Annotated in this window: 20 protein-coding genes; 8 read left to right on the forward strand and 12 right to left on the reverse strand. The window is 72.9% G+C overall.

The window, feature by feature from the left end:
* Positions 1-60: 60 nt before the first annotated feature.
* The 3 genes from NQ165_RS11005 to NQ165_RS11015 are packed head-to-tail and all read right to left on the reverse strand — an operon-like array spanning position 61 to position 3,484.
* A complete protein-coding gene (locus NQ165_RS11005) occupies positions 61-1,554 on the reverse strand; it encodes a sensor histidine kinase (protein WP_257533455.1) in 1,494 nt (497 codons plus the stop codon).
* Between the two features lie 23 nt (positions 1,555-1,577).
* On the reverse strand, positions 1,578-2,858 hold the full coding sequence (locus NQ165_RS11010; protein ID WP_257533457.1) for a P-loop NTPase: 1,281 nt from the start codon (positions 2,856-2,858) through the stop codon (positions 1,578-1,580).
* Complete coding sequence (locus NQ165_RS11015; protein ID WP_257526590.1) at positions 2,855-3,484, reverse strand: hypothetical protein; 630 nt, start codon at positions 3,482-3,484, stop codon at positions 2,855-2,857. Before NQ165_RS11015 ends, NQ165_RS11010 begins: the two co-directional genes overlap by 4 nt.
* 97 nt (positions 3,485-3,581) lie before the next feature.
* Here NQ165_RS11015 and NQ165_RS11020 point away from each other — a divergent pair, with 97 nt between their 5' ends.
* Positions 3,582-3,863: a helix-turn-helix domain-containing protein gene (locus tag NQ165_RS11020; protein ID WP_257526589.1), complete on the forward strand. Its 282-nt coding sequence runs from the start codon at positions 3,582-3,584 to the stop codon at positions 3,861-3,863.
* An 11-nt stretch (positions 3,864-3,874) separates the two neighbouring features.
* On the opposite strand, the gene NQ165_RS11025 is transcribed toward NQ165_RS11020, so the two are convergent.
* Entirely contained in the window at positions 3,875-4,471 is a 597-nt protein-coding gene (locus NQ165_RS11025) for a hypothetical protein (protein WP_257526587.1), read from the reverse strand.
* Positions 4,472-4,610: 139 nt separating this feature from the next.
* On the opposite strand from NQ165_RS11025, the gene NQ165_RS11030 reads away from it, so the two are divergent.
* Positions 4,611-5,042 carry an Rv3235 family protein gene (locus NQ165_RS11030; RefSeq protein ID WP_257526586.1) on the forward strand — a complete coding sequence of 144 codons (432 nt, stop codon included), beginning with the start codon at positions 4,611-4,613 and terminating at the stop codon, positions 5,040-5,042.
* A 9-nt stretch (positions 5,043-5,051) separates the two neighbouring features.
* On the opposite strand, the gene NQ165_RS11035 is transcribed toward NQ165_RS11030, so the two are convergent.
* The 3 genes from NQ165_RS11035 to secA all read right to left on the reverse strand — a co-directional run bounded on the left by NQ165_RS11035 (position 5,052) and on the right by secA (position 9,643).
* A complete protein-coding gene (locus NQ165_RS11035; protein WP_257533459.1) occupies positions 5,052-5,405 on the reverse strand; it encodes a hypothetical protein in 354 nt (117 codons plus the stop codon).
* 69 nt (positions 5,406-5,474) lie between these two features.
* Positions 5,475-6,701 carry a pyridoxal phosphate-dependent aminotransferase gene (locus NQ165_RS11040; RefSeq protein ID WP_257526584.1) on the reverse strand — a complete coding sequence of 409 codons (1,227 nt, stop codon included), beginning with the start codon at positions 6,699-6,701 and terminating at the stop codon, positions 5,475-5,477.
* A gap of 134 nt (positions 6,702-6,835) precedes the next feature.
* Positions 6,836-9,643 (reverse strand): preprotein translocase subunit SecA, encoded by a 2,808-nt coding sequence (secA, locus tag NQ165_RS11045; RefSeq protein WP_257526583.1) that lies wholly within the window; start codon positions 9,641-9,643, stop codon positions 6,836-6,838.
* 178 nt (positions 9,644-9,821) lie between these two features.
* Between secA and NQ165_RS11050 the strand changes: the two genes are divergently transcribed.
* Positions 9,822-11,153 carry a hypothetical protein gene (locus NQ165_RS11050; RefSeq protein ID WP_257526582.1) on the forward strand — a complete coding sequence of 444 codons (1,332 nt, stop codon included), beginning with the start codon at positions 9,822-9,824 and terminating at the stop codon, positions 11,151-11,153.
* A 261-nt stretch (positions 11,154-11,414) separates the two neighbouring features.
* On the opposite strand, the gene hpf is transcribed toward NQ165_RS11050, so the two are convergent.
* The 5 genes from hpf to mtrA all read right to left on the reverse strand — a co-directional run bounded on the left by hpf (position 11,415) and on the right by mtrA (position 16,930).
* Entirely contained in the window at positions 11,415-12,068 is a 654-nt protein-coding gene (gene hpf, locus NQ165_RS11055) for a ribosome hibernation-promoting factor, HPF/YfiA family (RefSeq protein ID WP_257526581.1), read from the reverse strand.
* Between the two features lie 88 nt (positions 12,069-12,156).
* Positions 12,157-12,816 (reverse strand): ComF family protein, encoded by a 660-nt coding sequence (locus tag NQ165_RS11060; protein WP_257533462.1) that lies wholly within the window; start codon positions 12,814-12,816, stop codon positions 12,157-12,159.
* 90 nt (positions 12,817-12,906) lie between these two features.
* Entirely contained in the window at positions 12,907-14,583 is a 1,677-nt protein-coding gene (locus NQ165_RS11065) for an LpqB family beta-propeller domain-containing protein (protein ID WP_257533464.1), read from the reverse strand.
* On the reverse strand, positions 14,580-16,244 hold the full coding sequence (gene mtrB, locus NQ165_RS11070; RefSeq protein ID WP_257526578.1) for an MtrAB system histidine kinase MtrB: 1,665 nt from the start codon (positions 16,242-16,244) through the stop codon (positions 14,580-14,582). Before mtrB ends, NQ165_RS11065 begins: the two co-directional genes overlap by 4 nt.
* A gap of 5 nt (positions 16,245-16,249) precedes the next feature.
* Positions 16,250-16,930, reverse strand: a complete 681-nt coding sequence (gene mtrA / locus NQ165_RS11075; RefSeq protein ID WP_257526577.1) for an MtrAB system response regulator MtrA — start codon at positions 16,928-16,930, stop codon at positions 16,250-16,252.
* A 170-nt stretch (positions 16,931-17,100) separates the two neighbouring features.
* On the opposite strand from mtrA, the gene NQ165_RS11080 reads away from it, so the two are divergent.
* The 5 genes from NQ165_RS11080 (at position 17,101) to NQ165_RS11100 (ending at position 22,585) form a co-directional block, all read left to right on the forward strand.
* Positions 17,101-18,396 carry a glycerophosphoryl diester phosphodiesterase membrane domain-containing protein gene (locus NQ165_RS11080; RefSeq protein WP_257533466.1) on the forward strand — a complete coding sequence of 432 codons (1,296 nt, stop codon included), beginning with the start codon at positions 17,101-17,103 and terminating at the stop codon, positions 18,394-18,396.
* Positions 18,381-19,040 carry a DUF4129 domain-containing protein gene (locus NQ165_RS14670; RefSeq protein WP_257526574.1) on the forward strand — a complete coding sequence of 220 codons (660 nt, stop codon included), beginning with the start codon at positions 18,381-18,383 and terminating at the stop codon, positions 19,038-19,040. Before NQ165_RS11080 ends, NQ165_RS14670 begins: the two co-directional genes overlap by 16 nt.
* Positions 19,037-20,206 (forward strand): DUF4350 domain-containing protein, encoded by a 1,170-nt coding sequence (locus NQ165_RS11090; RefSeq protein WP_257533468.1) that lies wholly within the window; start codon positions 19,037-19,039, stop codon positions 20,204-20,206. The genes NQ165_RS14670 and NQ165_RS11090 overlap by 4 nt, the downstream gene beginning before the upstream one ends.
* Before the next feature lie 89 nt (positions 20,207-20,295).
* On the forward strand, positions 20,296-21,225 hold the full coding sequence (locus tag NQ165_RS11095) for a MoxR family ATPase (RefSeq protein WP_257533564.1): 930 nt from the start codon (positions 20,296-20,298) through the stop codon (positions 21,223-21,225).
* Between the two features lie 28 nt (positions 21,226-21,253).
* A complete protein-coding gene (locus NQ165_RS11100; RefSeq protein WP_257526571.1) occupies positions 21,254-22,585 on the forward strand; it encodes a DUF58 domain-containing protein in 1,332 nt (443 codons plus the stop codon).
* Positions 22,586-22,594 lie beyond the last annotated feature (9 nt).

Below are 22,594 nucleotides of genomic sequence, written 5' to 3' on the forward strand. Positions count from 1 at the left end.
CGTGCCGTCGCGATGGTGCCGGGGGGCGCCATCGCGACGCAGCGGCATCATCGCTCGACGTCAGCCGGCACTGCGCTTGATGTAGCGCAGGGGGATGTCGATAGTCACCTCGGTGCCGCTTCCCACGATCGTGTGCCAGTCGATCGTGCCACCCAGTTCACCCTGGATGAGGGTGCGCACGATCTGCGTTCCCAGACCGCGACCCACCTGACCCTCCGGCAGGCCGATCCCCGTGTCGCGCACGCTCACCGCGAGTCGGTCATCGGACCGCTCGGCGGCGATCTCCACGTCGCCCTCCTTGCCGGCGAGCCCGTGCTCGACCGCGTTGGTCACGAGCTCGGTCAGCGCGAGGGCGAGCGGCGTGGCGTACTCGCTGGGCAACGTGCCGAAGCGGCCGGTGGTGCGCGTGCGCGCGCGTGTGTTCGGCGCTGCGGCGACCTCGGCGACGAGCTTGAGCACCCGCGCGAAGACGTCGTCGAAGTCCACGTTCTGGGCGAGGCCGCCGGAGAGGGTGTCGTGCACCACCGCGATGGCCGACACCCGCCGCATCGCCTGCGTGAGCGCCTCCCGCGCCTCGTCGGAATGCGTGCGTCGCGCCTGGATGCGCAGCAGCGATGCGACCGTCTGCAGGTTGTTCTTCACCCGGTGGTGGATCTCACGGATCGTCGCATCCTTCGTGATGAGCTCCTGCTCCTGGTGGCGGATCTCCGTCACGTCGCGGCACAGCACGATCGCGCCGATCCGCTGGTCGTGATCGCGCAGCGGAATGGTCCGCAGCGACACTGTGACGCCCCGTGCCTCGATGTCGGCCCGCCAGGGCGCGCGCCCGCTGACCACGACGGGCAGGGACTCGTCGAACTGCCGTGACGCGGGGAGGATGCCGGTGGTGACCTCGACGAGCGACTCCCCTTCCAGCTCCTCCTCGAAGCCCAGCCGGTTGAACGCCGACAGCGCGTTGGGGCTGGCGAACGTGGTCACCCCGTCGGGGTCGAGGCGGATGAGGCCGTCCGAGGCGCGCGGCGCGCCGCGGCGCGGCGAGGTGGGGGCGGTCAGGTCGGGGAAGTCGGCCGAGGCGACCATCGCGAACAGGTCGTCGGCGCAGTCGTTGAAGGTGATCTGCTGGCGCGACGGCGTGCGGGTCTCACCGAGGTTCGTGTGGCGGGTGAGCACGCCGAGCACCCGGGGGGGCTCATCGCCCGTGGCCCGTTCCCGCACGATCGGCACCGCCCGCACCCGCGTGGGGGTCTCCTCGAACCAGTCGGGCGAGGCGGAATCCACGATGCGGGCGCCGGTGAACGCGTCGCGCACCTGCGTGCGCCACTGCGGGCGCATAAGGTCGCCCACGATGTCACGGTAGAACAGCGTGGCCGCGCCGCTCGGCCGGGTGTGCGCCACCGCGATGAAGGAGCCGTCCGCGGTCGGAACCCAGATGACGATGTCGGCGAACGCCAGATCGGCCAGCAGCTGGCTGTCGCCGGCGAGGCGGTGCAGCCACTCCACATCGTCGGCGGTGGCCCATCCCTGGGCATAGACGAGATCGCTGAGCGTCGACATCCTTTCAGCCTAATCGGGTGCACTCAGGCGGTCCGCGCCGACGACCACCCCCTCCGGCCTGCGCGCTCGCGGCGCGGCCGTGCGGCGGGCGCGGACTCCGCAGCCACCGGCGCCAGCGCCTCGCCGACGAGCCGGCGCACCGCCGAGGACAGCGCGCTGCGCCCCGCCACCTCCCGCGCCGGCCGGGACGACAGCATCGCGGCATCCGCGGCGCGGGTGTCCAGCGGAACGAACCACACGTCGCGGATGCCGCAGAACCGCTCGAGCGTCGCCCGCACCTGTCCGCGCGCATCGACCCCCAGCGCACCGGCGCGCAGCCGATTCACCACCACGACCACCGGTGTGGCGCCGATCGTGGCTCGCAGGTCGGCGTGCCCTCGCACGAACCGCGCGATGCCGACGGGGTCTGCCGCGGCCACGGCCACCACGAGGTCGGCAGCCTGCAGCACCGCCAGTGTGGCCGCGTTGCGGCGCGGCCCCGCCAGGTCGCTGACGATCTCCTCGTCGCGCTCCAGCGACGCGGCCACGTCCACGACGATCTCGTCCGCCCACCGGCGGCAGACGTCCAGCGCCGCCGTGATGCGGTCGCCGGTGAGCTCCGGCCAACGGCCGGGGCGGTTCAGCCCGGTGAGCACCTCGACACCGCGGCCGAGCGGCACGCCGATCCGGCTGAGCTCGGCGGGGGTGAGCGTGGACTGCTCCGCCTGACGGCAGGCGGACGCGAACCCCGGCCCCTCATCGGCCAGCCCCAGAGCGAGGGCGAGCGACGGAGCGTGGGTGTCGGCATCGACCAGGCCCACCCTGCGGCCGTCGCGGGCCAGTTCGACGGCGATTTCGACGGCGAGCGTGCTGCGCCCCGGCGCCCCTGTCGGCCCCCACACCGCGATCACCCTGCCCGACGCCGCCGGCGCCGTCGGCGGGGCGGCCGGTACGGCATCCATCGCGAGGGCTCGCGGAAGCGCTTCGACGTCGGTCAGCGGCAGCGGTGCGGCCAGTCCGTAGAGCTCTGCCAGGCGGCCCTCCCCTGCGGCAGCGCACAGCGGCACGATGCGAACCCCGTGCCGGTCGCACAGCGAGACCAGTGCGGGGGCGATCGTGTCCCGCCGCAGCTCGAGGAGGAGCAGGTCGGCGGCGGTGACGACCGCCAGCAGCTCCCGCCCGGCATCGTCCAGAAGAGGGTCCGCCGCCGCGCGCGCGGGAGCGGCCGCGTTCACCGCCGCCGAGGCCTGCACGCCGTGCCGTTCCAGGCTCAGCGCGATGTCGGAGGCGGCGGCGCCGTCGACGGCCACGACCGCGGTGGTCACCGGCCACCGCCCGCCAGGGGCACGACCGACAGTGCGGCCCCACCGGCCACCGCCGCCAGAGCGGCCGCGACGTCGGCGCGCGGGATGATGAGTTCGAGCGCCGCCCCGTCGGAGCCGAGCACGGAGTCATCACGCGTGACGGTGGCGACGGTCGCGTCCGGCACGAGGATGCGGGGCTGATCGAACTGGCCGCGCTCCATCGCGGGCGCCGACCACACCTCGACCCGCGTGCCCGCCGCGACGCTCGCAGGCACATCGGTCGTGGATCGCAGCACCACCGAGGTGAGATCGCCCGACGACGCGGGGCCGACGGCGCTCAGCGGCACCAGCTCTCCCGACGTGATCGTGCGCGTGGCGATCGCGTCCGGCTCGAGCAGTCCCGGGGCGGCGTATGCCTCCCTGACCTGGCCGAGCGCGACGTCGACGACCTGCACGGCCGCGGCGTCGATGGCCTCACCCGGCACGATGGTGCGCACCGCGGCGAACACCGGCACCGTCTGTCGTGACGCCGACACCACGAACCAGACCCCGGCCACCGACGCGACGATCAGGACGACGCCGAGGGCGAACCTGACGTCGGCCCATGGCGCCCGCTTTCGCGCGGGCGGGATCTCCGGTGCGCTCATGCCCCCATCGTGACCCAGAGACTGAGGATGTGCCGAAGGTTATCCACAGCCCGGTGCGGGGGCGCCCGCAACGCCCCCGGACACCGATAATGAGGGCATGCCCCGCATGACCCCCTCCGAGGCGCGCCTGCTCGCCCCCGCGCAGGTCGCCGAGCTGCTGAGCGTGACCGTCGACGAGGTGGTCGCCCTCGTGCTCGACGGCAGGCTCCGCGGTATGAAGGTGGGTTCGCCGGCGCGGTGGCGCATCGAGCACGACAGCGTCGAGGAGTATCTCGACGCCCAGGCGGAGGAGGCGCGGCGCATGGCGCTGTGGCGGGAGTCCAACGCGGCGAGCTTCCCCGAGCTGTGGGGCCGGGGGACGGTGCACCGCCCGGACTGAGGCCCGCCGGCTCACCCCAGCGGGACCGTGGCGTCCAGCCGCACCCACGACACGGCATCGGTCGCGACGATGCGGTGTCCGCTGACCTCTCCCGCACGACGTGGCCGATCCCGATCGTGCAGGGCGAGGTCCAGATGGTCGGCCGCCGCACGGTCGATGGTGCCGGTGAGCACGCGGCCCGGCCCCACGCCCACGGCCACCGGGATGCGCCGTCGCGACAGGTCGCGCAGCACGAACCCCAGTGTCATCCGATCCGCCAGACGTGCGGCCGGCTGCCCGGGTCGCGCGGTGCGCAGCAGCTCTTCCTGCGCCAGCCCCAGCGCCGTCAGGGCCGCCAGCGGCACCAGCATCGCCGCACTGCGGCGGGTGGCCGTGTCCAGTGCGAACCAGTCCGCACCGACGGAAGAGACCGTGCCGGCGGCGACGGTGCCGTCGCGCAGTTCCGCGGAGACGGCGGCATCCGCCCCCGCGAGCGCGCGCAGCCGCTCACGCAGCGTGAGCTTGGACAGCCGCAGTCGCTCGGCCTCGGTGTCGAGCGCCGCCCGCTCGGCTTCCCATTCGGACGCGAGCTGGTCCTCGAGGTCCTCGAACAGGCGGTCCCAGCGCATTCCGCGAATGTAGCGCCCGGCCGCCGTGGTCCCTCCCGGTTGTCCACAGGTTGGAGCATTCTCATCCCGCGCCGTCCTGGCGCTGTGGTTCACTCGTGCCACTTCCCGCTGCGCGATCCGCCGAGAGAAAGGAAGCCCGATGCTCCCCTCCCCCTCTCCGGCGCCGCGAGCCGTCTCGACGAGCATCGCTGTCGACGACTTCCTCGCGCCGCAGCGCACCTCCGCCGAGGATCTTCCCGATCCCGAGCCGCTGCTGCGCAACCTCACCCGGGGCGTGCTGGAGGTGCTGGCGGGAGTGCGCGAAGTCGACCAGCTCGCGCGCTGGTTCACCGAGGAGACCTACCGCGCCCTGGTGACGCGGGCCAACCTCGCAGCGCGTGCCCGCAGCGCCCGCGGAGTGCCCGCCGCCCGCCCGGTGCACACCATCGGCACGATCCGGCAGTCCTCACCGCTGGACGGCGTCGTGGAGGCGGTGGTGGTGGTGTCCGGACCGGCACGCACGCGCGCGGTGGCGATCCGGCTGGAGGGGATGGACCACCGGTGGCGTGCCACCTCGCTGGCGCTCCTGTGACGTCGCGGCCTAACGGTCGCCGTCGTCGATCAACGCCAGCAGGGAGGCGAGCGCGTCGCGGATCTCCGCGTGATCGTACTGTCCGGCGCGACTCTCGCCGGAGATGACCCCGGAGCGGTGCACGCGCTGGAAGTCGCCGAACGGGAACGTGTAGGCCTTCTTGGTCTGCGCGTTCTCGCTGCGGTCGACGCCGAGGTGCCAATGGGAGTACTCGGTCCAGCCGGCCTTGTCGATGAAGGCGTTCTCCTCATCCGCATCGGGCGCGGCCTCGGACCAGTCGTCGCGCTCGTCGCGGACGACCTTGCCGTCGCGGATGAGGGCGCGCGCGTGACGCAGGGCGGGTCTGTTCAGCTCGATTGCCATGCGCCCGACGATAGGAAGCGGCGGCGATGGCCGGCAGAGGCTTGACGGGACGCGGGGCGTCCGCTCCGGTCACTGGCGGTAGGAGGACAGGAAGTTCCCCAGCCGCTCGATCGCCTCGGTGAGCACACGCGCCTCGGGGAGGGTCACGATGCGCAGGTGGTCGGGCGTGGGCCAGTTGAACCCGGTCCCCGGCACCAGCAGCACGTGCTCGGCGACGAGGAAGTCGTAGACGAGGCGGCTGTCGTCGTGGATCTCGTAGACCTCGGGGTCGAGTCGAGGAAAGGCGTACAGCGCGCCGGCGGGCTTGTGGCAGGTGACACCGGGGATCGCCTCCAGGCCCTGCCACGCGGCATCCCGCTGCTCGTGCAGCCGCCCGGACGGGGCGATGAGCGCGTCGATCGACTGCACGCCCGACAGCGCCGCCTGCACCGCGTGCTGCGCGGGGACGTTCGGGCACAGGCGGGTGGATGCCAGCAGCTGGATGCCCTCCAGGAACCCGGCCGCATGCTTCTTCGGGCCGGTGATGACCAGCCAGCCGGAGCGGTAGCCGGCCACGCGGTAGGTCTTGGACAGACCGTTGAAGGTCAGGCACAGCAGATCGGGGGCGAGGGTCGCGAGCGGGATGTGCTCGGCGCCGTCGAACAGGATGCGGTCGTAGATCTCGTCGGACAGCAGCAGCAGCGAGTGCTCGCGCGCGATGTCCACGATCCCCTGCAGCACCTCGCGGCTGTAGACCGCGCCGGTGGGATTGTTGGGGTTGATCACGACGATCGCCTTGGTGCGGGGGGTGACCTTGGCACGGATGTCCTCGAGGTCGGGCTGCCAGCCGGCGGCGTCGTCGCAGCGGTAGTGCACCGGCGTGCCGTCGGCGAGGCTCGTCATCGCCGTCCACAGCGGGTAGTCCGGCGCGGGGATGAGGACCTCGTCACCCTCGTCCAGCAGCGCCTGCATGGTCATCGTGATCAGTTCGGAGACGCCGTTGCCGAGGTAGACGTCGTCGGGATCGAACAGCGGGAATCCCGGCGTCTGCTCATAGCGGGAGACCACGGCCCGCCGCGCCGACATGATGCCGCGGCTGTCGCTGTAACCGTGCGCCTGGGGCACCGCCTCGATCATGTCCCGCACGATCTGGAAGGGCGCTTCGAACCCGAACGCCGCCGGGTTGCCGGTGTTGAGCTTCAGGATCGTGTGCCCGTCGGCCTCGAGCCGGTCGGCCTCCACAAGGGCCTGACCGCGGATCTCGTAGAGGACGTTCTTCAGCTTGCTCGACTGGTCGAGCGTGCGCAGCGGGCTCATCGGATCAGGATATCCCCGTCGCCGGGGCGTCTCCTTCGCCGGCGCCGCAGACACCACCGGCGCAGGAGGCTCCCGTGGGAGTCGTCCTGCGCCGGTGCGCCCTCCCGCCTGCGGCGGGCGGGATGCCTTCGGTGCTACTTCTTCTTGCCGGCGGCGCGGCGCTGTGCGCGGTTCTGCCCACCGCTCGCACCGGGGGCCGCGGCCTCCGTGCGCTGGCCGAACGCGCCGCGGGCGCCCTCCTGCGGCTCGGCGTCGACGACGGCGCCGGGCGCTCCGGCGGCCCGAGCCTCGCGCAGCCGGGCGGTCGCCGCCTGCTGCACCTGGCCGCGCTCGTTGCGCACCTCGACGTCACCGGAGTCGCTGGGCGCGGAGTACTCCAGCCGCGGCTGCTCGGGAGCGACGAGGCCCTTCGCCTCGACCTCGGCCTCCTGGCCGTCGGTGCGACGCACCTCGACCTCGAGGTTGTAGAGGAACCCGACCGACTCCTCCTTGATCTGCCCCATCATCGCCTGGAACATCTGATAGCCCTCGCGCTGGTACTCGATCAGCGGGTCGCGCTGAGCCATCGCGCGCAGGCCGATGCCGTCCTTGAGGTAGTCCATCTCGTACAGGTGGTCGCGCCAGCGGCGGTCGAGCACCTGCAGCACGACGCGACGCTCCAGCTCGCGCATCGCCGGCGAACCCAGCGACTCCTCGCGGCGCTCGTATGCGATCTTGGCGTCGGAGAGGATCTCGCGCTTGAGGATCTCCGGGGTGATGCGGCCCTTGTGGCCGGCTTCGGAGACGACCTCGTCGATCGTGACCGAGACCGGGTACAGGGTCTTCAGCTCCGTCCACAGAGCGTCGAAGTCCCAGCTCTCGGTGTGGCCCGACGAGGTGTGGTCGTCGATGACCGAGCCGATCGCATCCTCGATGAAGTGCGAGATGCGGTCCGACAGGTCATCACCTTCGAGCATGTGACGGCGGTCGGCGTAGATCGCCTCGCGCTGCCGGTTGAGGACGTCGTCGTACTTCAGGACGTTCTTGCGGATCTCGGCGTTGCGGGATTCGACCTGGGACTGGGCGCTCTTGATCGCCCGCGAGACCATGGTCGACTCGATCGCGACATCGTCGGGGAAGTTGGTGCGCGCGAGGATCGCCTCGGCGGCCCCCGACTGGAACAGGCGCATCAGGTCGTCGGTCAGCGACAGGTAGAACCGGCTCTCTCCGGGGTCGCCCTGTCGACCGGAGCGGCCGCGCAGCTGGTTGTCGATGCGGCGCGACTCGTGACGCTCGGTGCCCAGAACGTACAGGCCGCCGGCGGCGACGACCTTCTCGGCCTCCTCCGCGACGGTGTCGCGCACCGCGGTGTACACCGCGTCCCACTCCGCCTCGTACTCCTCGGGGGTCTCGGCGGGGTCGAGACCCTTGGCCTTCATCTCCTGCACCGCGAGGAACTCGGCGTTGCCGCCGAGCATGATGTCGGTGCCTCGACCGGCCATGTTCGTCGCGACGGTCACGGCGCCCAGGCGCCCGGCACGGGCGACGATCTCGGCTTCACGCGCGTGGTTCTTGGCGTTGAGGACCTCGTGCTTGATGCCCTTCTTGGCCAGCAGCCGGGAGAGGTACTCGCTCTTCTCCACGCTCACGGTGCCCACCAGCACCGGCTGCCCGGCTGCGTGGCGCTCGGCGATGTCCTCGACGACCTGGGTGAACTTCGCCTGCTCGTTCTTGTACACCAGGTCGGGCTGATCCTTGCGGATCATCGGCTTGTTGGTGGGGATCGGAACGACGCCGAGCTTGTAGGTCGACATGAATTCCGCCGCCTCGGTCTCGGCGGTACCCGTCATGCCGGCGAGCTTTTCGTACAGGCGGAAGTAATTCTGCAGCGTGACCGTGGCGAGGGTCTGGTTCTCGGCCTTGACTGGAACACCCTCCTTCGCCTCGATCGCCTGGTGGATGCCTTCGTTGTAACGGCGGCCGACGAGGATGCGGCCGGTGTGCTCGTCGACGATCATGACCTCGTCGTTCATCACGACGTAGTCGGCGTCGCGCTTGAACAGTGCGAGCGCCTTGATCGAGTTGTTCAGGAACGAGATGAGGGGTGTGTTGGCCGACTCGTACAGGTTGTCGATGCCGAGGTAGTCCTCGACCTTCTCGATGCCCGGCTCGAGCACGCCGATCGTGCGCTTCTTCTCGTCGACCTCGTAGTCGACTCCCGCTTCGAGCGTCTTGGCGATCTTCGCGAACTCCACGAACCACCGGTTCGCCTCGCCCGAGGACGGGCCGGAGATGATCAGCGGGGTGCGTGCCTCATCGATGAGGATGGAGTCCACCTCGTCGACGATGGCGAAGAAGTGGCCGCGCTGGACCAGGTCCTCCTTGCGCCAGGCCATGTTGTCGCGCAGGTAGTCGAAGCCGAACTCGTTGTTGGTGCCGTAGGTGATGTCGGCGGCGTACTGCTCGCGGCGCACCTGCGGGTTCTGGCCGGCCACGATCGTGCCGTAGGTCATGCCGAGCGCGCGGTAGACGCGGCCCATGAGATCGGCCTGGTAGGAGGCGAGGTAGTCGTTGACGGTGATGACGTGCACGCCCTTGCCGGCGATGGCGTTGAGGTACACCGGGAGCGCCGCGGTCAGGGTCTTGCCCTCACCGGTCTTCATCTCGGCGATGTTGCCGAGGTGAAGCGCTGCGCCGCCCATCACCTGCACGTCGTAGGGGCGCTGGCCCAGGGTGCGCTTGGCCGCCTCACGCACGGCGGCGAAGGCCTCGGGCATGAGCTGGTCGAGCGTCTCACCGGCCTCGTAGCGGGCGCGCAGCTCGGCGGTCTCGCCGCGCAGCTCCTCGTCGGTGAGCTGGGTGTAGTCCTCTTCGAGGGCGCCGACCGCCTTGACGACCTGCTGCAGGCGCCTGAGCACGCGCCCCTCACCGGCACGGAGCAGTTTCTCGAGAGGGTTGGCCACGGGGCATCTCCATCTGTCGTTCGGGCGCGGGTTGCGCCGGCACCGTCACGCTCGGGCGCGCGGGCATACATCGCCATGTTATCCGCCTGTGACCTCGGCGTCGCCCGAACGTCGCGTCGACCCTCTCGCCGTGAGCGAACCTCGGCGCGCGCAGCGGCTGCGCCTTTAGGATCATCACATGGCCGGATTCTGGGGAAAGCGCAAGCGCGAGCAGCAGGAGCTGCAGGAGCAGGACGCTGATCTGGCCCGACGCGCGGGAGCAGCGCTCGTGGCAACGGATGAGCGACTGCGCTCCATCAGCGACGAGCTCGTGTTCGCCGACGCCGAGCTCGGCGCCGACGCCACGGTCGAGCTCCGAGAAGCGCTGGCGGCGGTGCGTCACCACCTCGGCGAGGCGTTCCACCTCAATCAGCTCAACCACGACGACATCCCCGACACCGTCGAGGAGCTGCGCACGCGCAACGCCCGCATCGTCCAGCTGTGCGAGTGGGCGGACGATCTGATCGACGACCGCACCGGCGCCCTGGCCGAGCGCATCGAGCGCGCGCGCCGCGCCCCCGAGATCCTCGCCGGCATCCGTGCCGACGTCGCCCGCCTCACCGCGCGCCTGTCGACCGCCCGCGCCGTGGTCGAACGCGTCAACTCGCGCTACGCACCCGCTGCCGCGCAGCGGGTGTCGGGCAATCCTGACGAGGCCGCTGCGCTGCTGGAGTTCGCAGAGCACGGCGCCGATGTCGCCGAGCGCCGCCGCGACGCCGGTGAGCGCGGGCCCGCCAACGTCGCGCTCGAAGCGTCGATGGAGGCGGTGCGACGGGCGGGAACGCTGCTCGACGCCGTCGACGACTTCGAGGTCGAGGCTCTGCGCGCCCAGTCGACGCTGGCGGCCGTCGTGGCCGACTCCCGCGAGGACATCGTCGTCGCGCGCACCGCACCCCAGGTGCCGGCTGTCACCCGCGCCACGGCGGAGCTGGAGCGCGCCCTCAACGACCTCACCCCTGCCGGTGGCAAGGCCGACCCCTTCGCAGAGCTCACGGTGCTGCGTGAGAAGAACGCCGCGCTGGATGCCGCGATCGCACTGGCGCGCGAGCGGGCGGCGCGCCCGCTCCCCGACGAGGCGCACGTGCGTCACGCCATCGACGACGCCGACCGCCAGCTGGCCGTGGCCCGATCGGTCATCTCCGGCCACCGCGGCTGGATCGGGGCCGACGCGCGCACGCGCCTCGCCGAGGCCGAGAGCCTGCGCCTCGGGCTGGCGTCGGTCGCGGCGGGTCCGATCGCCGAGGACGACAGGGAGCGCGCTCTCGCCGATGCGCGCCGCTGCGGGCTGCTGGCCTCCGAGGCGCTGCAGTACGCCCAGCGCGACATCGACTCCTCCCGCCCCGATGCGGGATGGGGCGGCCCGCAGGGCGGCTGGGGCGGCGGACGCGGCGGCCCCGGCGGCAACAACGTCATGGGCGGAATCCTCGGCGGGCTCGTCATCGGCAGCCTCTTGGACGGCATGTTCGACTGAGCCCCGCGCAGGTCGGCTCCTTCACGGTGCGCCGCCGGCGCCCGCGGCGCTGCCTGCCCCACTCCCCTGCCCGACCCCGTGTCGGGTCGACGCCGGGCACAGAGAAGCGGGGGGGGGCGGGGGGGGGGGGGGGGCCCCGCCCCCCCCCGGGGGGCGGGGGGGACGCCGCCCCCCGCGGCGCGGGGCCCCCCCGCCGCCAACCCACACGCGCCGCCCGCGGCTCGCCTCCCCCCCCCCCCCCCCCCGCTTCGAGGTCTGCTGCTACGACGCAGCCGGCGGCGCGGCGGCGGTCAGCGAGATGACGCCGTAGTCCCAGCCCTTGCGCCGGTACACGACGCTCGGGTGATCGGTGCGGGCGTCGATGAAGAGGAAGAAGTCATGGCCGACCAGCTCCATGCGGTCGACCGCCTCTTCGACCGTCATCCACTCCGCGGCGAACTCCTTGGTGCGGATGACGACCGGGGTGTAGTCGGCTTCCTCCTCGGGGTCGGTCTGCACGGGCACGGAGCCGGTGGCGACGGCCTTGAGCACGTCGGCCGATGCGGGCTGCACGTCGATGCCCTCCAGCGAGCCGTTCTCCTTCTTGAAGGTCGCGCCGCGCGGCTTGTCGCGAGCATCCAGTCGCTTCTGCTTGGCGCGACGCAGCTGCTCGGCGAGCTTGTCGACGGCGAGGTCCAGTGCCGCGAACTTGTCACCGTCCGTGGCCTCGGCCCGCACCAGCGGACCCTTGCCGGTGAGGGTGAGCTCGACCGTCTCGTCTTCCATGCGGCCGTTGTGGTAGGCGCGGTGGGTCACCTTGACGTCCAGCCGCTGGGCCCGCGGAGCAAGGTGCTCTACACGCTGAGCCTTGTCTTCGACAACGGTGCGGAATCGATCGCTGATTCCCACTCCCACGCCGACAATGCTGGTATCCATCCTTGACCTCCTTGTTCCGGTCCGCCCGGCCAAGGGCGGACCATCAGTCGCCTTGTACCTGCAACGCTACCCTTCGGCCGCGCCGGTGTCACATCCCCGACAGGCGCGCGCCGTGCCGCGGCGTGGCGGCCACCGTCGCCGCCGCCACGACCTGCGCCCCGGCAGCCCGCAAGGCTCTCGCCGCCTCGGCGAGAGTGGCCCCGGTGGTCACGACGTCGTCCACGAGCACGACGCGCCGTCCTGCCGCGGCAGGCGCCGCCTCCAGCGATCCGGCGACGTTCTGCGCACGTGCTGCGCGGGTGAGGCCGCGCTGGTCGGCGCTGGCGCGCACCACCCGCAGCAGGCGCCACGGGCGGGCACCCGCGCGACGGGCGAGCAGTTCGACCGGCCGGTAGCCCCGCCGCCGCACGGCCGCCGCCGTCGAAGGAACCGGCACGACCGCGGTGCTCTCCCCGCACGATCCCAGAGCCGCGGCGAGCGCCGGGGCGAGGGCGGTGGCCAGGGTCGTCCGCCCCTCCTCCTTGAAAGCCCGCAGCACCCGCGCGGCTACGCCGTCGAATTCCAGGGCGCTGTGCACGTCGAGGCCGCCCAGCCTGCGGTGCGGGATCAGCCGGGGTGGTGCGAGGGCGGCGCGGCAGTCGGCGCACAGCGCCGTGTCGGGGTCGTCGCACCCCGCGCACCACGTGGGGAAGGCCAGCGCCAGCGCAGCGGCGAGCGCGTCACGCACGGACGGGTGGAGCGGGGCCATGCCCCAGTGTGCGCGGGGGTGACGGATGCCGGGACACGTTCTCCCCGGCATCCGCTGGTTTCCGCGCGATCTCCCTGCTGTGCAGGAGTCTCAGTCGGGGGCGCCCTGCACCGAGGCGAGGACACGCACCCCCGACGCGGTCGTGCCCCAATTGGTGCCGCGACGGACGTACATCGCGCCCTGGGCGTCGAGCAGCCGCGCGATCGAGACCTGGTTGGTCGCGGAGATGGCGACCGTGCGCGCCGGTCCGGTGACGGAGGTCGCAGGACCGCCGACCAGCTGCTCGACGATGGTGGTGTCGTCCTCGACCGCGGCGACGACGCCGAGATGACTGGCATCCATCCAGCCGACGTCGACACCGGTGCCCTCCAGCGGCGAGAGCGGGTGCGGCTCGCCGAGCCGCACGGGCACCCGTCCGTCACGGATGATGCCGGCCACCCACACGGCCGATCGGCCGCCCTCCGTGACGAGCGCTGCCACCCGGGTGCCGTCGCGCGACACCTCCATCGAGGTGATCCGGGAGGCGTCCGGCCAGGCATCCGCCACCTCGACCACGGTGCCGTCCGGCCCCGAGGCGCGCACGGCGCGAGGGTCGGTGCGCGGCACGCTCCACACCCACCCGTCGTTGTCGACGGACGGCGCGATGAGGTCGGGGCGGGTGTCCACCTCCGACCAGGTCCCCCCGTCCACGCGCGCCACCGCGCCGCCGGCGCGCAGCACCGCCGCGGTGCGCTGATCAGCGGTCACCTGCACGGCGGTGGGGGCGACGTCGAGGATGGCATCGGACAGCTGCGGGATCGGCTCGACGGTGTCGCCGCTGAGGAACCCGAACGTGTCGCCGACGAGCACGAGCGCCTGGGGCGGCACGCGGGTGGAGCGGGCCTCGACGCGCGTCGCGGCCAGCGGCTGACCGTCCACCGCCAGCTGCACGGCCGTCACACCTGCCCCGGCCAGACTCTCCTCCAGCTGCGTCTGCATGCGGTCGAGGGTCTCGCGGTCCAGGTCCAGCGCGCCCGCCGTCAGCTCGATCTGCGCCGTGCCGCCGTCGCGCCCCGGAACCCGGCGCGCGGCGAGGGGGACGCCGACCGGCCCCGCCCGGGCCCCGGCACCCGCCAGCCACGGACTCGGCTCGCCCTCCAGCAGCGCGCTGGCGATGCTGGTAGCGGGGTTGGTGGTGGTGAACCACCGCACGTCGGGCACGAGGTAGCTCCACGTCGGATCGAAGTACGCCAGCGCATAGCTGCGGAACACCACCTGGAACCAGGCGTCATCCATCACGATGCCGTCGGGCGCCTCGCTGATGCGCCACTGGCCGTCCTCCTTCGCCAGGCGGAACGGCAGTTCCAGCGCGATCCCGCCGACGTCCTCGTACTCCCCCGCCCCGTCGACCGTGGCGTCGGCGCGCACGCTGAGCAGGACGGCATCCTCCGACGCCTCGATGTACTGGCGCTCGGCGGAGTCGTCGACGGTGACGCCCGCGGTGGGGTCCCACTCCTCGCGCGCCTGCGAGGTGAGGTACTCGCGCGCGGTCGCCCACTCCCCGCGGGTGCCGGAGCCGGCGCGGATGAACCCCTCGACGATCTGCAACGGGGTGGCGCCGGGCTGGGGCGGGTCGGCGACGAACGAGATGTCCGGCGGTCGGGAATCGCCGTCCAGCGGCAGTCCGGGGTTGACCGGGCCGCTGGTGGGAAGGCCCGCGCAGGCCGACAGCACCAGCGCGGATGCCGTCGCGAACGCGAGCACGACGGCGCGCAGCGGTCGTCTCATCGTCTTTCCCTCCGGTCGGCGGGTGGGATCTCGATGGGCTGGGTCAAACCCAGCGTGTCGAAGGTGGCGTCGTCCCCCGGATCTGCGGGGATGGGGGACGCGCCGTCGAGATCGGCGTCGTGGCGCGGGATGGTCAGCACGAAGTGGGTGCCGCGCCCCAGCTGCGACCAGACGGCCAGCGTTCCACGGTGCAGCCGTGCGTCGCCGAGCGCGATCGAGAGCCCCAGCCCCGTGCCGCCGATCGTGCGGGTGCGGGCGGGGTCGGCGCGCCAGAACCGGTCGAACACCCGCTCGGCATCCGCCGCGGTCATGCCCAGCCCGTAGTCGCGGACCCCCAGCGCCACCGCGCGCTGGTCACTGTCGACGGTGACCACGATGGGCCGCCCCTCGCCGTGCTCGATGGCGTTGCCGAGCAGATTGCGCACGATGCGACGCACCCGGCGCGGGTCCATGTCCACCGGCGAATAACCCCCCGGCGCGATCAGGCGCACGTCGGTGCCGTGCTGGTCGGCGAGCTGCTGCATCGAAGCGATGACGTCCTCCGCCAGCTGGGCCATGCTCGTCGGCTCCGTCTCCAACTGCACGGAGCCGGCGTCGTATCGGCTGATCTCCAGCAGGTCTGTCAGCAACGTCTCGAACCGCTGAACCTGTGCGTGCAGCAACTCGGCGGCGCGCGCCGTGGCGGGGTCGAACTCGTCCCGCCGGTCGTTGAGCATGTCGGAGGCCAGCCGGATCGTCGTCAGCGGCGTGCGCAGCTCGTGCGAGACATCCGAGACGAACCGCTGCTGCACGAGCGACAGGTCGGCGAGGTCCTTGATCTGCGACTCGATGCTGTCGGCCATCGCGTTGAAGGAGCGGGCGAGGGTGGCCAGCTCGTCGTCGCCGCGCACCTGGAGGCGCACCCCGAGGTCACCTTCGGCGAGGCGCTCACTCGTACGCGCGGCATCCGCGATGGGTCGGGTGACCGAACGCAGCACGATCCACGAGATCGCTCCGAGCAGCAGCACCAGCACGCCGGCGACGATCCACAGGGTGGCCTGCACGAAACCGAGGGTCTGGGACGCATCGGCCAGGTCGTATCCGAAGTACAGCTCGTACGCGCCCACCTCGGGCACCAGCAGCTGCTGGCCCACGATGATGCCCGGCACCGTGCCGCCCTCCCCGTCGGGCAGCGCCACCGACTGCCACCACTGCAGCTCGGGTCCGTCCTGCACCGACGCGCGCAGACCCGCCGAGAGGTAGTCCTCGTTCAGCCCTCCGGTGGTGAAGCCCTGCGGGGCCAGCGGAGAGGTCGTGTCCGTGCGCAGCGCCGCGGTCATCTGGGTGGACGCCTGACGTGCCACGGTGCTGACGTTGACCAGCAGGTTGTCCACCGCGACGGGGTCGCCCGCGACCTCCGCGGAGTCCAGGGTCGCCTGGGCGGTCTGGGTCGTGCGGCTGGCGTCGTCGAGCACCTGCTCCAGGCGCGACTGGAACAGGTCGTTCTGAATGGCCAGCGCCATGAACACGAAGGATGCCAGCACCGCCAGGGCGCTCAGGCCGAGCGTGAGCAGCACGGTGCGGAAGCGCAGCGACCTGCGCCACGCGAACGCCAGTTCGGTGGGCCACGACCGCCAGTCCCGCAGGCGGGACTCCGCGTCCCGCGCGCCCGGGGACGCCATCGACCTCAGACCACCGCGCCGGCGCGGTAGCCCACGCCCCGCACCGTGGTGACGATGCGGGGGTTGTCGGGGTCGAGCTCGACCTTGGCGCGCAGCCGCTGCACGTGCACGTTGACCAGGCGCGTGTCGGCCTTGTAGTGGTAGCCCCAGACCTGCTCCAGCAGCATCTCGCGGGAGAACACCTGCTGCGGCTTGCTCGCCAGCGCCACCAGCAGCTCGAACTCCAGTGGCGTCAGGGCGATGACCTCGTCACCGCGACGCACCTCGTGGGCGGCGACGTCGACGGTGAGGTCGCCGATGCGCAGCGTCTCCCCCGCCGGCTGGCTCGCGGGGCGCAGGCGGGTGCGGATGCGGGCGACGAGCTCCTTCGGGTTGAAGGGCTTGACGATGTAGTCGTCCGCGCCCGACTCCAGGCCGCGCACGACGTCGGCGGTGTCGGTGCGGGCGGTGAGCATGATGATGGGCACGCCGGATTCGGCGCGGATGCGCGTGCAGATCTCGATGCCGTCGACACCGGGGAGCATGAGGTCCAGCAGCACGAGGTCGGGCCGTTCACTGCGCCATGCCTCGACCGCGGCCGCGCCGTCGGCGCAGAAGACGGGGTCGAAGCCCTCGGTGCGCAGCACGATGCCGATCATCTCGGCCAGCGCGGTATCGTCATCGACCACCAGGATGCGTGAGGTCATGGGTACGTGCTCGTCCTCCGGGTTCCCCGGCCCGCGCCGCGGACGAGCGGACGGGCTCCGCCTAGACTAGCCGACACCCCACGGACGTGGCGGCAGCGCCCCCGGCGGGCGCGCGCCCGACCTCGGCCGGTGTGGCACGATGGGACAACCCCAGCCGCACAGGGAGAGTCATGACCGCATATCCGGCCTGGACACCCGTCACCCGCCCGGGCATCATCCCGCTGCGTCCGCTGACGTTCGGGCTGGTCCTCGGCCGCTCGTTCTCGGCCCTGCGCCAGAACCCGCGGGTGCTGCTCGGATTCGCCGTCCTGGTGCAGTCGGTGGCCACGTTCCTCGGCACCACCGTCATCGTCGCGGTGAGTGTCCCCGCCTTCCTGCGACTGGACACCCTGCGCCCCGGCACCCCTGCGTTCGACCAGGTGCTCGCCGGGTCCGTCGCCATGGTCCTGGCTGCCAGTGTGCTGATCGGCCTGGCGCTGAGCGCCCTGAGCGTGCTCGTGCAGGGCGTCGTCGTCAGCGAGGTCGCCCATGCGGTGGTCGCCGAGAAGCTCACCCTGCGGGTGCTGTGGGCGCGGGTGAAGCCGGTGGCGTGGCGCCTCGTGGGCTACACGCTGCTGCTGTCGCTGGCGACGCTGGTGGTGCTGGGCGCGGTCGTGGCAGCCGTCGTGGCGCTGGTGTTCGCGGATGTGCTGTCGGGCGTGCTGCTGGGCGTCGGGCTGGGCCTCGCGGCGATCCCCCTCGTCCTGTGGCTGACGGTGAAGCTGCTGCTGGTGGCCCCCACGATCATCCTCGAGCACGCCACCATCCGCGGAGCCCTGGCGCGATCGTGGTCGCTCACCCGGGGACGCTTCTGGCCGATGCTGGGCGTCGTGGTGATCATCTCGATGGCGTTCGCCACCCTCGGTCAGCTGGTGAGCGTGCCGTTCTCCCTGGCGACGACGGCGGTGTCCACGGTGCTCACTCCCACCGGAGACCCCGAGACGTCGGGGTTCGTGCTCCTCATCGTCGGCGGCCTGCTGACGCAGGCGGTCACCGTGCTGATCCAGGCCGTCTCGCTCATCGTGCAGTCCACGGCCACGTCGCTGCTCTACATCGACGCACGCATGCGCCGCGAGGGCCTCGACCAGGATCTGCTGGCCTATGTGGAGCGCCGGGATGCCGGGGTGGCGGACCTGCCCGACCCGTACCGGCTGCACGTCGGGCGCGTCATCGCTCCGACCCCCGCCTACGCCTACGGCTACGCGCCGTCTCCCGGCTATCCGGGCTCGCCGGCCTACCCGCCATATGCCCCGTACCCGCCCGCGCCTCCGGCCGGTGCGGCGCCGGGATGGCCGACCGGTGCACCGGCGCCGACAGGGCCGACCGGCGCACCGGCGCCGGGCGTCGCCGCGCCCCCCGAGGGATGGACGGCACCCGACGGCTCCGCGCCGCCCGCCGAGGGACCCGCCCCGTGGGCACGCCCCTGAACCGGGCCGTGCCGCTGATCCCCGACGGCGATGAGGCACGGCGCTGGGCCGAGCAGGAGCTCGCCGACCCGGTGTACGACATCGCCGAGCCCACGCCGCTGGACCGGTTCGCGCACGCCGTGGCGGAGTTCTTCGCGAACCTGTTCGGCGGAGGCGTCCCCGAAGGCTGGGGGCCTTGGATCGCGGTGGTCGCGTCGGTGGTGGTCGTCGCGGTCGTCGTCATCGCACTGGCGGTCTGGGGCATGCCGCGGATGGCCGCCCGTTCCGCGCGCCCCGTCGACCTCTTCGGCGCGACCGAGCAGCGCAGCGCCGCGCAGCTGCGCGCCGCAGCGCAGAGCCACGCCGCCGCCGGGGAGTGGGACGCCGCGATCACCGAGCGCTTCCGCGCCCTCGCGCGCGCGCTGGGCGAGCGCGGCATCGTCGACGCCGCGCCGGGGGCGACGGTGCACGCCTTCGCCCGCGACGCCGCGCGCGCGTTCCCTGCCCTGGCCGACCGGCTCGACGCCGCCGCCGCGACCTTCGACGACGTGCGGTACCTCCGCCGCCCCGGCACCGCCGTGACCTACCGGGCCGTCGCGTCGGTGGACGAGGACGCGGCCGCGTCCGCACCCGCCCGACTCCAGCCCGCCGGCGTCGCCCTGTGACATCCACGACCGACGCGCCGGCATCGGCCACCCGCCGCCGCGCAGGCGCATGGGCGCTCATCGCCGCCGCGATCCTCGCGATCGGCGCGGGCTCGGCGGCGATGCTCGCCGCGGGCGAATGGACCGAGCGGGATGCGCTGGACCCCGCCTCCGTCGGGCCCACCGGCACGAGAGCGCTGGCGGAGGTGCTGCGCGGGCAGGGCGTGGAGGTGACCGTCGCCCGCGACCGGACGACGGCCGAGCGCGCCCTCGCCGCGGGCGGCGCCACGCTGGTCATCACCGACACGGCACCGCTCGACGACGCCACGCTGCGGGACATCGCCGGCGCCGCTGCAGACGTCGTGCTCGTCGACCCGCGCTCGCGCGATCTGCGACTGCTCCTGGGTGCCCAGAGCGCCGGGATCGGCGACGGTGCCGATGCGGAGCCGGGCTGCGCGCTGCCCGACGCAGAGCGTTCGGGAACCATCGTCCCCGGGGCGGTCTTCACCGCGCCTTCCGGCGTCACCGCCTGCTACCCGTCGGGCGACGGCTACGGTCTGCTGCTGGCGGAGACGGATGCCGGCCGCATCGTCGCCCTGGATGCGCGCGAGCTCTTCTCTAACGCCGGCCTCGCGGAGGACGGCAACGCGGCCCTCGCCGCCCACCTGCTCGGCCGCAACGACGAGGTCGTCTGGTACCTGCCCGCGCTCGGCGACGGCGCCCTGCCCGACACCGCCCCGAGTCTGGGCGAGCTGACACCCGACTGGGTCACCCCCGCGATCGTGGTGCTGCTGGCTTCGGCGTCTGCGGCCATGCTGTGGCGCGGGCGCCGCTTCGGCCCCCTCGTCGCCGAGACGCTGCCGGTCACGGTGCGGGCGTCGGAGACGACAGAGGGCCGCGCCCGGCTGTACGCCCGCGCCAGGGACGCCGTGCATGCCGCCGACCAGCTGCGCATGGGGACGCTGGATCGCCTCGCCCGCACGCTCGGGCTCGGCCCCGCAGCCGCCGCGCCCGAGATCGCCGACGCCGCCGCGGCGCGCCTGGGCATCGACCGGGCACGCGTACGCGGCATCCTGATGGACGACCTGCCCGCCGACGACGGGGAGCTGGTCGCGCTGGCCGACGCCCTGGAGAACCTGGAGACGGCCGTCCGCGACGCCGTCCGACCCGAGAGGAACCCGCAGTGACCCACCTCGATCCGCCGCCCGTGGCCCCCGCAGACCCCGCCGCGCCCGCGGTCACGACCGCTGTGTCGGACGGCGACCTCCGCGAGGCGATGAACCGCGTGCGACGGGAGGTCGGCAAGGCCGTCGTCGGTCAGGACGGCGCCGTCACCGGGCTGCTCATCGCGCTGCTCGCCCGCGGCCACGTGCTGCTGGAAGGAGTGCCCGGGGTCGCCAAGACGCTGCTCGTGCGCGCGTTCAGCCGCGCCATCGGCCTGGACACCACGCGGGTGCAGTTCACGCCCGACCTCATGCCCGGTGACGTGTCCGGGTCGCTGGTGTACGACGCCCGCTCGGGCGAGTTCGAGTTCCGCGAGGGCCCGGTGTTCACCCACGTGCTGCTGGCGGACGAGATCAACCGCACCCCGCCCAAGACCCAGGCGGCACTGCTGGAGGCGATGGAGGAGCGACAGGTCTCCGCCGACGGCGTCACCCGGCCGCTCCCGGACCCTTTCCTGGTCGCGGCGACGCAGAACCCCATCGAGCACGAGGGCACCTACTCGCTGCCGGAGGCCCAGCTCGACCGCTTCCTGCTCAAGCTCCTCATCGACGTGCCCGCGCGCGAGGCGGAGCTGGCGGTGCTCCGCCGCCACGCCGACGGTTTCCGCCCCGGCGACCTCGCGGCCGCGGGAATCGACGCGGTCGTCGGCGCGGACGAGATCCGCGCCGCGCAGCGGGCCGCGGCATCCGTCGCCGTCTCCGACGACGTGCTCGCGTACGTCGTCGACCTCGCCCGCGCCACCCGGCAGTCGCCGTCCGTGCAGCTGGGCGCGAGCCCGCGCGCCGCGACGGCCCTGCTCGCGGCGGCGAAGGTCTGGGCGTGGCTGGGCGGCTACCCGGCGATCACCCCCGACCACGTGCAGGCGATGGTCGTGCCGGCGTGGCGCCACCGCCTGCGGCTGCGCCCGGAGGCGGAGATCGAAGGGGTCTCGGTCGAGGCGATCCTCTCCGCCGTGATGCAGCAGACCCCCGTGCCGATCTAGACCGCCGCCGCCACCGAATCGGAATCCCATGTACGTCACCGGCCGCTTCCCCGTGCTCGTCGCCCTCGGCGTCGTGCCCGTCGTGCTGCTCGGCTCCGCGGGCATCCCGCCCTGGCCGGTGGCGGTGGTCTGGCTGGTGCTGTGCGCGGCGACCGCCGCGGTCGACTCCGCCGTCGCCCCTCACCCCCGCAGCCTGCGGCTGACGCGCACCGGTCCGACGCGCACCCGCCTGGGCGAACGGATCGACACCGCGCTCATGGTCGAGAACACCGGCGGTCGCCGGGTGCGCGGTCTGCTGCGCGACGCGTGGCAGCCCACCGCCGGCGCCCCGACGCAGCGCGCCGCGATCGACGTGCCTCCCGGGGAGCGGCGACGCGTGCCTGTGCCGCTGCAGCCCGTGCGCCGCGGCGAGCTGCGCTCCGGGTTCGTCGTGGTGCGCTCGCTGGGGCCGCTGGGGATGGCCGGGCGCCAGGCCCGGCTGGACGTGCCAGGCACGGTGCGCGTGCTCCCGGCGTTCGCCTCGCGTCGTCACCTGCCGTCGCGGCTCGCGCGGCTGCGGGAGCTCGACGGCAACACCAGCCTGCAGGTGCGCGGTCAGGGCACCGAGTTCGACAGCCTGCGAGAATACGTGCGCGGCGACGACGTGCGCTCGATCGACTGGCGGGCGACGGCCCGCGCGGGCACCACGATGCTGCGCACGTGGCGCCCCGAGCGCGACCGGCACGTGGTGATCGTCGTGGACACCGGTCGCACCTCCGCCGCGCGGGTGGGCGACGGGGTGCGCCTGGATGCCGCGATGGAGGCCGCGCTGCTGCTGGCAGCCCTCGCCACGCGCGCCGGCGACCACGTGCACCTGGCGATGTTCGACCGGGTGCTGCGCGCCCGGGTCACCGGCATCGACGGCGCCGCCCTGCTGCCGGCCATGGTCGAGGCGATGGCGCCCGTGCAGGCGCAGCTCATCGACACCGATTGGGATGCCGCCTTCGCGCAGGTGCGCGCCCTCACCTCGCGGCCGGCGCTCGTGGTGCTGCTGACCGCGCAGGACAGTCCGGAGGCCTCACGGGGCTTTCTGGGGTCGTTGGGCGCGGTGACGCGGCGTGCCCACGTGCTGGTGGGCACCGCCGCCGACGGCGCGGCGGAGGACCCCGTGACGCCCACCCCCACCGCGCGGCGCGCGACCCGGCGCACCGCCGACGACGTGTACCGAGCGGCATCCGCCGAGCGCAGCGCCCGCGACGCCGCGCGCGTCGCCGCCGCCGTGACCCGTGCGGGAGGCGATGCGCTCACCGCCTCGGCCGACGACCTGCCACCGCGGATCGCCGACCGGTATCTGGCGCTCAAGGCCGCCGGCCGGCTCTGAGCAGCCGGT

This window comes from Microbacterium sp. zg.Y1084 (assembly GCF_024623595.1).
Lineage (GTDB): Bacteria > Actinomycetota > Actinomycetes > Actinomycetales > Microbacteriaceae > Microbacterium > Microbacterium wangruii.